The sequence below is a fragment of the Candidatus Frankia alpina genome, from assembly GCF_902806485.1.
GTDB lineage: Bacteria > Actinomycetota > Actinomycetes > Frankiales > Frankiaceae > Frankia > Frankia alpina.
In genome coordinates this window covers 1-10,263 of record NZ_CADCWT010000179.1, presented here as the reverse complement: position 1 = coordinate 10,263, position 10,263 = coordinate 1, and the positions used below count along the sequence as shown (strand labels likewise).

Below are 10,263 nucleotides of genomic sequence, written 5' to 3'. Positions count from 1 at the left end.
GATCGTCAGGCGGAGAAACGCCAGGCACATAGCGCCACCGTGCCCGTCATGATCCATCCCTGTTGCGGACGGTGTCATAACGTGCCGTGGAACGGGGTGACTCACCGGCAGAGCCGACGGTGGAGGGTACATGTCGGCCCCGTGCATCACCGACGACCCGATCTGGTCGGTGGTGTCGGCGTGCAGGTCATGCGCCAGGTGCGTGGACAGGCCGCCATGCATGAGCAGAATGCCCAGAAGGACGGATACGGCCAGCAGGAACAGCGGCAGCCCGGCAGCGGTGGTCTTTCCATGGGGCCGGGCGCTCACAGGTCCAGTCTGCCTGACGGGAAGCCGGTCGGCTGGCAGGCCATGGGTCCCGATCCCTCTGTGCCGGGACAGGGTCAGCGGACCCGGCCGACCCAGTAGGTGGAGGTGTAGATGGGTTGCAGGTTGACGTTGCGTCCGCTCTGCGGGGCGGCCCACATATAGCCGTTGCCGGCGTAGATACCCATGTGGGTGGTGTTGGAGGGGCTGCCGAAGAAAATGAGGTCGCCGGGCTGCTTACCGGATTTGGGAATACGGGTCGTTGCGTAGAACTGCTGTTGGGCGGTGCGGGGAAGGTACCGCCCGAGCTGCTTGTAAACGTACTGGGCATAGCCGGAGCAGTCGAAGGCGTAGGGTCCCGCGGCGCCCCAGACGTAGGGTTTGCCTTTCTGTAGGGAGGCGAGGTAGACGGCCTTCGCGCCGATCCCGCTCGCGGCTACCTCGTTCACGACGGTAGGCGTGCCCGCGATCGAGCCCGAGGTGCCTGCTCGGGTTGACCCCGAGGGGGCCGGGGCGGTGACGGTGACGGTGGCCGCGCTGGCGAGGGAGGGGCGCAGCGCGTCCGATCCGTCGAACACGGCGGTGATCGTGGTGGTGGACAGCAGTCGGGCGGAGATGTACGCCTCACCCGCGGCGTTGGTCCGCAGCCGGGCGGTGATGGTCCACTGCGGACCGTTGACCACCACGATCCGTACCGTTTCGCCGCCGAGGGGGCCCCGTCCGTCGGCGCGGACCGCACGCACGGTGAAGACGACGGGAGTGTCCGGGAGGATCGCAGATCGATCCGGGGTGATCGACAGGACGGTGAAGGTGGACGACGGCGACGGCGACGGCGACGCGATCGCGGCGGCCAGGGGCTCCCGTGCGGGGTGCCGCGAGTGTTCCTGCCCGATGCCGGTCATGTCGGCGGCAGTGACCGGGATCCCGGGTGTCGCGGCGACGTTGTCGGTGGTGGCCAGCGCGAAGCCGGTGGACGCGGCGGCGAAGCTGCCGGTGGTCATCAGCGCGAGCGCGGCGGCCCGGCGTTGCGAGGGCGCGAGGCGGGCAGCACGTCGGCGGACCTGCTCGGCACCGTCAAGGAGCCGGGAACGCCCCGTGTGGGGGGTGGCGAAGGCCGATCCGGTCCTGTCACTGCGATCCACCCGAAAGCTCCTTTCCTCGCCCCCATCCAACCTAGCTACTATGTCACGTAGCAGATCGGCCGAGAACGGGCGGTGCTGGGGAGGCGGATCAGCTGCTCGGCTCCGCCACTCCCGACCGGAAAGGGCAGTGAAGGAGGCGCTTCGATGCCACGAGTGCCTGATCTCGTCGACGACCGTCTACTACATCACATAGTAGGAAGTTGTACCGCGTCTCCGCTCGGTCCAACTCGACGTGCGCCGTCGTTCCTGCGCGGCGAGGAGCCGCAGGCGGGAGCGGCCTGTCAGGTGGTTGGGCATAGGAGCCGGCGAACGATCAGTATGAGTGGGTGGAATGCGGACCGCATGGGGAACGTCGCAGCCGGCCAGGAGAGATGTGAGGTGAGGCGAATGTGGTGAAGCGGCTGACGGACCTGGAATCCGAGGTCATGGACCGGGTGTGGTCCGCTCGGGGTGAGGTGACCGTGCGCGACGTCCGGGACCTGCTCGAACGTCCGTTGGCCTACACCACGGTGATGACCGTGATGGACCGGCTGTTCCGGAAGGGCTGGCTGCGTCGGGAGCGGGTGGGCCGTTCCTACCGGTACCAGCCCACGCTCAGCCGCAGTGCCTACACGGCCCGGTTGATGAGCGAGGTGCTGTCAAAGACGGAGGACCGGGGACTGGCGTTGCTGCACTTCGTCGAGACGATGGACGCGGCGGAGTACGAGACGTTGCGCAGCGCCGTGCAGTGGCACGACAGCCAGCGCGCCCGCGGCGGCGACACGTCCTCCCTCGCGTGATCGCCGTCCTGCTGGCGGGCTACGCGGTCCTCGTCGGCTTCGGACTCCCACACCGGCTCAGCGAGGCATCCTGGGCGTCACGTGCCCCCCGGCTCGCGATCAGCACCTGGCTCGCCGCCGCGACATCCGTCGCCTGCGCCGCCCTTCTGGCCGCGGCGGTGCTCATCGTGCCCGCACATGTCCTCGGAGACAGTCTTGTCCTGCTTGTGCAAGGGTGCGGCTGGTCCGGTCATGGGCTACCGGCCCTGCCCTGGACGGTGCCACGTGCGGTGGGCATCGCGGCGATGATCGGCATGACGCTCCGACTGGGATATGCCGCCGCCCGGGTGGTGGGCGCGCAACGCCGCCTGCGGGCCCGCCACCGCCGCGACGTCCGCCCGGCGGGTCGTTTCCATCCGACGCTCGACGTGTTCGTCCTCGACCATGCGCATCCCAGCGCGTTCTGCCTCCCGGGACGAGGTGGAACCGTGGTGCTGACCGCCGGAGCCCTACGGACGCTGCCACCCGCCGAACTCGCCGCGGTCATCGCCCATGAGCGGACGCACCTCGACCGCCGTCACCACCACCTCCTCACCTGTGCCGCCGTTCTCGACCGGGCGTTTCCGCTCGTACCCGTGTTCGGTGAAACCCACCGCGAGCTGCTAAGGCTCGTCGAACTCGCCGCCGATGACAGGGCGACCCGCAACTGCGCCCCGCAGACCGTCGCCCGCGCCGTCCTGCGCCTCGCCGCTCCACCCACCACCTCCGCGCTGGGGATGGGAAGCACTGCCGTGCGCCAGCGGGTGCAGCGCCTGCTCACGGCCCGCACGCCACTGCATCGTTCCGCCGTCGTTGCCCGCGCGCTGCTGGTCGCCGCGCTTCTCCTGCTACCGGCTGCGGTCCTCACACTGCCCGCCCTGAGCGACGCCGCGCACCACTGCGACTGACTGCAACGCTTTGGTGGCGGCGCCGACCCGTGCCAGGACGTCAATACAGCACCTCAATGTCCCCGGCGACCGCCTTGGCGATGCCCCGGAGCTGCCCTTCGATGCGGTGCAGTTGCTTGAGGTAGTCGTCCTTGCCGGTCGTGTAGCCGTGCATGGCGCCTCCTCCAGCCCGTTTCCCGACGGTACCCCCCAGGGGTACTTGACGCTTGTCCCGCTCGGCGGCTATACATACCCCACAGGGGTATGTATAGGGCACCGGAAGATCGCCCCCGTCGGGTCGACGCGAGGCCCGTCTCGGATGCCGTAGCGCACGTGGTGGGCAACGCGATTCGAGTGAGAGGAAAGCTGACCATGGCAACGAACGACCTCGCCACGGGGCGCCGGAGGCACCGGGCATGACCAGCAAGGACATCGCCGCCGTCCCACCCACGACGGGCACCACGGACACGGCCCTCGAACTGACCGTCGGCGGGATGACGTGCTCGTCCTGCGCGACGCGGATCGAGAAGAAACTCAACCGGCTCGACGGCGTCTCCGCCACGGTCAACTACGTCACCGAGACAGCCGCCGTCCGCTACGATCCGGCGATCATCGGCCCCCAGGACCTCATCGCCACCGTGGAAGCCACCGGCTACACTGCCCGGCTACCCCAGCCGCCCGCCGGCGACACCACGCCGGCGGCGGGTCAGCCCGACGACGACGGCGCTCACGGGTCCGGCTCGTTGCGGCAGCGACTGCTGATTTCGGCGGTCCTCACCCTGCCGGTCCTCGTGTTGGCGATGGTGCCGGCCGCGCAGTTTGACAACTGGCAGTGGCTGTCGCTCACCCTGGCCAGTCCGGTGGTGGTGTGGGGTGGCTGGCCGTTCCACCGCGCCGCGTTCACGAACCTGCGCCATCGCGCGGCGACGATGGACACTCTGATCTCGATGGGCACGTTGGCGGCGTTCGGCTGGTCGCTGTACGCACTGTTCTTCGGCGACGCGGGCATGCCCGGCATGCGGATGCACTTCGACCTCACCGCCAGCGCCGGCGACGGTGCCATCTACCTCGAAGTCGCCTCTGCCGTCGTGGTCTTCCTGCTCGCCGGTCGCTATCTGGAGGCCCGCGCCAAGCGCAGCTCCGGCGCCGCACTGCGAGCGCTGCTGGACCTCGGCGCCAAGGACGTTACGGTCCTGCGCGGCGGGGTCGAGGCCCGCATCCCGGTCGATCGTCTCCAGCCGGGAGACACGTTCCTGGTCCGCCCTGGGGAGAAAATCGCCACCGACGGTGTCGTCGTCGAGGGATCGTCCGCGATCGACGAAAGTCTGCTCACCGGCGAGTCCGTGCCGGTCGAGGTGAGTTCCGGCGACCCGGTGACCGGCGCGACCGTCAACGCCGGCAGACGACTGATCGTCCGCACCACCCGGGTCGGCGCGGACACCCGGCTGGCGCAGATAGGCCGCCTCGTCCTCGACGCCCAGTCCGGCAAAGCCCCGGTGCAGCGCCTGGCCGATCGAGTCTCCACCGTCTTCGTACCGATGGTTCTGGTTCTGTCGGTGGTGACGCTGCTCGCCACCCTGGCCACCGGCGAGGGTGGCGTCCGGGCCTTCACCGCCGCCGTCGCCGTGCTGATCATCGCCTGCCCGTGCGCGTTGGGTCTGGCAACCCCGACCGCGCTGCTGGTCGGCACCGGTCGAGGCGCACAACTTGGACTGCTGATCAAAGGCCCGGACGTACTCGAGTCCACCCGCCGCGTCGACACCATCGTGCTGGACAAGACCGGCACTGTCACCTCCGGCCGGATGAGCCTCCACGCCGTGCACGCGGCCACTGACGTCGATCCCGACGAGGTGCTGCTTCTCCCCGGCGCGCTCGAGGCCGCCAGCGAACACCCCATCGCGGCGGCCATCGCCGCCGCCGCGACCGAGAAGTTCGGGACCCTCCCGCCGATCGGCGAGTTCCGTAACACCGCCGGCCTCGGCGTCACCGGCACGGTCACCCTCGGCGACGTCAGCCACGCGGTCTCGGTCGGTCGCGCCGCGCTGCTCGCCGACTGGGGTCTGCGTCCCGACGCGGAGCTGCAGGCAGCGAAGGACACCGCCGAAGCCGCGGGCCGCACCGCCGTCCTCGTCGGCTGGGACGGTCAGGTCCGAGGTGTCCTCGTGGTCGCCGACACCGTGAAGCCCACCAGTGCCGCCGCTGTCGCGCAGCTACGCGGTCTCGGTCTGCGGCCGGTGCTGCTCACCGGGGACAACCTGGCCGCGGCCATCGCGGTTGCCGCCACCGTCGGCATCACCGAAGCGGATGTGATCGCCGAGGTGTTGCCGGAGCAGAAAGTCGACGCCGTCAACAACCTGCAACATCAGGGCAAGGTCGTCGCGATGGTGGGCGACGGGGTGAACGATGCCGCCGCCCTGGCCGCGGCCGACCTGGGCCTGTCCCTGGGGACCGGTACCGACGCCGCCATCGAAGCCTCCGACATCACCCTCGTCCGCGGCGACCTTACTGCCGCCGCGGACGCGATCCGGCTTTCCCGCCGCACGCTACGCACCATCAAGGGCAACCTGTTCTGGGCCTTCGCCTACAACATCGTGCTGATCCCGGTGGCCGCCCTCGGCCTGCTCTCCCCGCTCATCGCGGGCGCGGCGATGGCGTTCAGCTCCGTGTTCGTCGTCACCAACTCGCTGCGGCTGCGCCGGTTCCACCCCGCCGACCTCCACCCCGCGAAAAGGCTGTGAACACCGTCGGGCACGGCGTGCTGCACGCGCTGGGTATCGCCGGGTCGATGACCTGGCAGGTCACCTGGCCACCGTCCTGGGCGCGGCATCCTCCTCCTGCTCCTACGCCGCCGTCGCGCTGGCCCGCTCGCTGTTCCGCAAGGGCGCCGGCTTCACCGCCGCGATGGCCTTCCAGTTCGCCTCCACCAACCTCGTCATCGAACTCGTCATCGAACTCGGGCTGATCGTGCCGTCCCCGGGTCAATGGAGGGTCACGCAGCGATGGACATGTCCGTCGCCGGCGAGGGGTCGTTCCGGCGCCGGCTACTCAGCCGGCGGAGCTTCACCGCGGTCAGCCACAACTTCGTGATGGAACGAGCCGCCGTACTCCGCGACATCCTCATCGGCCTGCTGATCGCCGGCGCCGCGGCGGCGTGGATACCCGACGCGTTCTGGCGGCACCTGTTCTTCACCGACCACCCGCTCGCCGCCAGACTCTGGGGGCCGGTTGCCGGCCCGCTCGTGGCCGTGGCCGCGTTCGTCTGCTCCATCGGCAACGTCCCCACTCGCGGCCGTGCTCTGGAACGGGGGTATCAGCTTCGGCGGAGTCGTCAGCTTCATCTTCGCCGACCTGATCATTATTCCGATCATCGTGATATATCGGAAGTACTACGGCCCGCGCATGGCGCTGTTCCTCGCGGGCACCTTCTATCTCACCATGGTCGCCGCCGGCTACCTCATCGCATTCGGCTTCGCCCCACTCCACCTCATCCCCACCGGCCCCCAGAATCCGGCGGCGAGGATGACGGGAGTGGCGAGCTCGGATGGGGTTCAGGTGGTGTCGAAGCAGCCGTCGAACTCGAACACCGGGTTGATGACCTGTTTGCCGACGACGCTCCGGATCATGACTGGTCCGACGACCTTGCTGGGGCCGCCGGCCTGGTAGCAGCCGTTGGAACGGACCTGGAGCTCGAACTTGCCGCTCTGGGTCTTGCCGGTGCCGTCGGTCCAGCCGACCTGGCAGATCCAGTCGCTGCCGGCGCCTTTGTCGTGGGATCCGGGGGTGGTGCGGTGGCAGGTGGGTCTGGCGGCGACGGCGGCGGGGGTGAGTCCGGGGTGGCCGAGCAGGGCCTGCTGTTGGACGTAGAGGTTGGCGAAGACGGGGCCGAGTGAGGTCTCGACGCGGGGGCGGGTGACATCGGCGGAGCAGCCGACCAGCGCGGCGGTCAGCGCGGCGGTCAGCGCGGCGGTCAGCGCGGCGATGATCGCCACGCCGGCCAGGCGAGCCCGGCGGACCAGCCGGCCTCGAGCCGGTCCACGGGGCGGCCGGACACCGCGCGGCCGGCCGGGGGTGGGACGGGGCATGCGGATCAGCCTCCGGTGATGTCGCGGCGGCGCAGCGCCGTGAAGGCGACGGCCAGGCAGATGACGATGTAGCCGGCGCTGACGAACGTGCCGTCGCGCAGCGGCCCGTAGTACGGGTGCGCGGCGAACAGGCCGTGCCAGGCGTCGAACGGGGTGACGAGCAGCAGGTGGCGGATGGTGTCGGCGCCGTTGAGGAAGGCGTAGAGCTGCATGAGCAGGCCGAGGACGATCGGTCCGACAATCCCGGCGGGGCTGCTGCGGGTGAGCACCGAGAGCATGATCCCGAGGGCGGTGAAGCCGAGCAGGGGTGGCAGGGCGGTGGCCCAGGCGGCGAGGACCAGCCCGGCGGTGCGGCCCGGGGGCAGCAGGGTGCCGGAGAGGCCTTCCAGCGGCTGATGGCCGACGAGCAGGACGCCGGCGGTCAGGCAGCTAAGGGCGAGGACCGTGACGACGAGCACCGCGAAGGTGGCCGCGGCCAGCGACTTCGCCCAGAAGATCTGGCTGTGGCTGTGGGAGCGGGTCAGGATCGTCTTCCAGGTGCCGTGCTGATCCTCTCTGGCGAAGATGTCGCCGGCGACGATGCTGGTGAGCAGCGGGAACACCCATTGGGCGGCGAAGCCGAGGATGAGCAGCGACGTGGCGAAGCCGCTGGCGTGCACCCACCGGCCATAGAGGGTGTCCTTCGGCAGGCGGTCCTGGCGGTCGAGGAGTACCACGAACACGAAGGGGGCGACCAGGCAGACGGCGAGGGTGGCCCGGGTACGGGCCTGGGCGGCGAGTTTGGTGATCTCCCACCGGTAGGCGGTGATCACCCGGCCACGGCCGACCGGACGAGGCCGGACCGTCGCCGGGCCGTCAGTGGGTGTGGTGGTGACGGGCGCGGTCATGGGGTCGCTCCGGTGAGGTTGCGGGACCGGGGTTGCAGGCCGGCCTGGGTGGAACCGGTCGCCGAGTCGGTCTCCGTGAGCATGAAGAACAGCGATTCCAGCGGCGCGATCTCCAGGTGCAGGGCGCGTACCGCGACGCCGGCCCGGCCGAGGGCGATGAGGTAGTTGTCCGCGTCGGCGGTCTGGGCCCGCAGTGCGAGGCCGCCGTCGTGATGGGCGGTGACGGACACGGCGGGATGCTCGGCGGACAGGCGCATCGCGTGGTCGTCATCGCTGGTCGCCAGCCGGTGGGACGGGTCCGGTGCCTGGGCGCGCAGCTCGTCGATCGAGCCGTGATAGGCCACCCGGCCGGTGCGCATGATCGTGACGTTGTCGCAGATCTCCTCGACCTCGTCCATGTTGTGGCTGCTCAGCAGCACGGTCAGCCCGCTGCCGGCGAGCCGGGTGACCAGCGCGCGCATGTCCCGGATGCCGGCGGGGTCCAGCCCGTTGGCCGGCTCGTCGAGGACAAGCAGCCGCGGGTCGCGCAGCAGGGACGCGGCGACGCCGAGCCGTTGGCGCATCCCGAACGAGTAGCCCCCGACCTTGTCGCCTGCCCGACCGGCGAGGTCGACCACGTCGAGCACCTGGTCGATGCGGCTGTCCGCGTCACCGCCGTCGAGACCGGCGAGCAGCACCAGGTTGCGCCGACCGGACAGGTAGGGATAAAAGCGGGGGGCTCTCGATGAATCCCGCGACCCCGTCCAGCATCGACGGGCCCGCCTCGGCCCAGGTCCGGCCGAAGACCCGCAGCGTCCCGGCATCCGGCCGGATCAACCCAAACAGCATCCGCAGGAACGTCGTCTTCCCGGCACCGTTCGGGCCGAGGATGCCATACACCTCCCCGACATCCACCCGCAGATCAACATGATCCACGGCCGTGAGCCCACCGAAGCTCTTAACCAGTCCGACAGCTTCGACCGCCGGCACCCCATCCACCATCCGCCGTCCCCTCACACAGTCGTCTACTACTCATCGAATAGTAGACGACTGTACGGGAAGACCCCCGAAGGGCTGGCGGCAGGATGTCGTGACGGCAAGTGCGGCACGTCGAGATCTACTACTACTACTACTCGACCTCTCGTACTATCAATCTAGTAGTAGCATCAATCTAGTAGTAGCGAGGAGGCGCGGTGGCGAGGAAACCCAGACGTGAACCGGGGGCGCTGGAACGCGAGGTACTCGCCGCGATCGCCGCGGCCGGCCGGCCGCTCACCCCGGCCGAGACTCTCGCCGAACTCGGCGAACCACTGGCCTACACCACGGTGATGACGACCCTCGCCCGCCTGCACGACAAGGGCGCCCTGACCCGAGCGCCCGCGGGCCGCTCCTACGTCTACGCCCCGGCCACCGCCCCGGACACCCTTGCCGCCGCGCTCACCGCCCGGCAGATGTCCCGCCTGCTCGGCGCCGGCGGCCACCGAGCCGAGACACTTGCCCGGTTCGTCGCGGACCTGCGACCGGAGGACGAGCAGCTCCTCGCCGACATCCTCACCACTCACCGGTCCGACACCGACATCGGCGGCGGCGACGTCGAGACCAGTGCCGACAGCACGAATGGCGGGCCTCGGCGATGACGGCCGTCGCGCTCGTCCCGTTCGTCACGAGCCTGCTGCTGGCCTGCTGCGGCGGCCGGCTCGGACGACGGCTACCACCCGCCACCGCCACCCGACTGCTCACCGCTGCCTGCCTGGTGACCGCGCTGGCCACCGGTTTCATCCTGGCGGTCGTGGCCTTCACGCTGCTCGCCCCGATGCCCATGCTCGCCGCGGCCGGGCACTGGTCAGCCACCGTCGTCCGCGGCCACGACCCGCTGCCCGCCACCGCCGGGCTGCTGCCGGCCGTCGTCGTCGCCGGGCTGCTCGGCGCCGCCCTGCGCCGGACCATCGCCGTCGGCCGGGACCTGGCCGCGGCCGAACTCACCTGCCGCCGACTCGGACCCGCCCCCACCGGCCTCGTCGTCGTCGTCGACGACGACCGGGCCGACGCCTACACCCTGCCCGGACTCACGGGCCGGATCGTCGTGTCCACCGCGATGCTGCGCGCGCTGCCCCCCGACGAACGCCGCGTGCTCCTCGCCCACGAACATTCCCACCTGCACCACCGCCACCACGTCTACACCC

At 70.1% G+C, this 10,263-nt stretch carries 13 protein-coding genes and 2 pseudogenes; 8 read left to right on the top strand and 7 right to left on the bottom strand.

Features of this window, described 5'->3' with window-relative positions:
- Window positions 1-309: pseudogene (locus G6R25_RS25335) on the bottom strand (hypothetical protein); the annotation flags it as partial.
- 74 nt (window positions 310-383) lie between these two features.
- The gene (locus G6R25_RS17325) at window positions 384-1,448 is read right to left on the bottom strand and encodes a C40 family peptidase (RefSeq protein ID WP_336501704.1); all 1,065 of its coding nucleotides are present in this window, start codon (window positions 1,446-1,448) and stop codon (window positions 384-386) included.
- Between the two features lie 392 nt (window positions 1,449-1,840).
- On the opposite strand from G6R25_RS17325, the gene G6R25_RS17320 reads away from it, so the two are divergent.
- Window positions 1,841-2,227 (top strand): BlaI/MecI/CopY family transcriptional regulator, encoded by a 387-nt coding sequence (locus G6R25_RS17320; protein WP_163553824.1) that lies wholly within the window; start codon window positions 1,841-1,843, stop codon window positions 2,225-2,227.
- Window positions 2,224-3,153 carry a M56 family metallopeptidase gene (locus G6R25_RS17315; protein ID WP_163553823.1) on the top strand — a complete coding sequence of 310 codons (930 nt, stop codon included), beginning with the start codon at window positions 2,224-2,226 and terminating at the stop codon, window positions 3,151-3,153. Before G6R25_RS17320 ends, G6R25_RS17315 begins: the two co-directional genes overlap by 4 nt.
- 40 nt (window positions 3,154-3,193) lie before the next feature.
- Here G6R25_RS17315 and G6R25_RS17310 read toward each other — a convergent pair whose 3' ends face one another.
- Window positions 3,194-3,307 carry a metal-sensing transcriptional repressor gene (locus tag G6R25_RS17310; protein ID WP_163553822.1) on the bottom strand — a complete coding sequence of 38 codons (114 nt, stop codon included), beginning with the start codon at window positions 3,305-3,307 and terminating at the stop codon, window positions 3,194-3,196.
- A gap of 241 nt (window positions 3,308-3,548) precedes the next feature.
- Between G6R25_RS17310 and G6R25_RS17305 the strand changes: the two genes are divergently transcribed.
- The 4 genes and pseudogenes from G6R25_RS17305 to G6R25_RS31745 all read left to right on the top strand — a co-directional run bounded on the left by G6R25_RS17305 (window position 3,549) and on the right by G6R25_RS31745 (window position 6,795).
- Window positions 3,549-5,870, top strand: a complete 2,322-nt coding sequence (locus G6R25_RS17305) for a heavy metal translocating P-type ATPase (RefSeq protein ID WP_163553821.1) — start codon at window positions 3,549-3,551, stop codon at window positions 5,868-5,870.
- A 52-nt stretch (window positions 5,871-5,922) separates the two neighbouring features.
- Window positions 5,923-6,219, top strand: a complete 297-nt coding sequence (locus tag G6R25_RS31755; RefSeq protein WP_205447193.1) for a permease — start codon at window positions 5,923-5,925, stop codon at window positions 6,217-6,219.
- Window positions 6,114-6,404: pseudogene (locus G6R25_RS31750) on the top strand (permease); the annotation flags it as partial. The gene G6R25_RS31755 and the pseudogene G6R25_RS31750, both read left to right, overlap by 106 nt.
- Window positions 6,405-6,423: 19 nt before the next feature.
- Window positions 6,424-6,795 carry a permease gene (locus G6R25_RS31745; protein WP_205447191.1) on the top strand — a complete coding sequence of 124 codons (372 nt, stop codon included), beginning with the start codon at window positions 6,424-6,426 and terminating at the stop codon, window positions 6,793-6,795.
- Here the strand turns inward: G6R25_RS31745 and G6R25_RS17295 are convergent.
- Genes G6R25_RS17295 through G6R25_RS31740 form a run of 4 tightly spaced genes read right to left on the bottom strand, consistent with a single transcriptional unit; the run spans window position 6,681 to window position 9,070 of the window.
- Entirely contained in the window at window positions 6,681-7,214 is a 534-nt protein-coding gene (locus G6R25_RS17295; protein ID WP_235948832.1) for a hypothetical protein, read from the bottom strand. The two genes, G6R25_RS31745 and G6R25_RS17295, sit on opposite strands and share 115 nt — an antisense overlap.
- A gap of 5 nt (window positions 7,215-7,219) precedes the next feature.
- Window positions 7,220-8,101 (bottom strand): ABC transporter permease, encoded by an 882-nt coding sequence (locus G6R25_RS17290; protein ID WP_163553820.1) that lies wholly within the window; start codon window positions 8,099-8,101, stop codon window positions 7,220-7,222.
- Window positions 8,098-8,778: an AAA family ATPase gene (locus G6R25_RS27610; RefSeq protein WP_268904172.1), complete on the bottom strand. Its 681-nt coding sequence runs from the start codon at window positions 8,776-8,778 to the stop codon at window positions 8,098-8,100. The genes G6R25_RS17290 and G6R25_RS27610 overlap by 4 nt, the downstream gene beginning before the upstream one ends.
- Entirely contained in the window at window positions 8,750-9,070 is a 321-nt protein-coding gene (locus tag G6R25_RS31740) for an ATP-binding cassette domain-containing protein (protein ID WP_268904171.1), read from the bottom strand. Before G6R25_RS31740 ends, G6R25_RS27610 begins: the two co-directional genes overlap by 29 nt.
- A gap of 203 nt (window positions 9,071-9,273) precedes the next feature.
- Between G6R25_RS31740 and G6R25_RS17280 the strand changes: the two genes are divergently transcribed.
- Window positions 9,274-9,717, top strand: coding sequence for a BlaI/MecI/CopY family transcriptional regulator (locus tag G6R25_RS17280; RefSeq protein WP_163553819.1), 444 nt, complete (start codon window positions 9,274-9,276; stop codon window positions 9,715-9,717).
- Window positions 9,714-10,263 (top strand): M48 family metalloprotease (locus tag G6R25_RS17275; protein ID WP_163553818.1); only part of this gene is annotated, 550 nt, incomplete at its 3' end. The genes G6R25_RS17280 and G6R25_RS17275, both read left to right, overlap by 4 nt.

Bases quoted from the DNA above. Each gene is read 5' to 3' on its own strand.
- G6R25_RS17310 (WP_163553822.1), bottom strand. From the start codon at position 3,307: ATGCACGGCTACACGACCGGCAAGGACGACTACCTCAAGCAACTGCAC.
- G6R25_RS17305 (WP_163553821.1), top strand. From the start codon at position 3,549: ATGACCAGCAAGGACATCGCCGCCGTCCCACCCACGACGGGCACCACG.
- G6R25_RS17295 (WP_235948832.1), bottom strand. From the start codon at position 7,214: ATGCCCCGTCCCACCCCCGGCCGGCCGCGCGGTGTCCGGCCGCCCCGT.
- G6R25_RS17290 (WP_163553820.1), bottom strand. From the start codon at position 8,101: ATGACCGCGCCCGTCACCACCACACCCACTGACGGCCCGGCGACGGTC.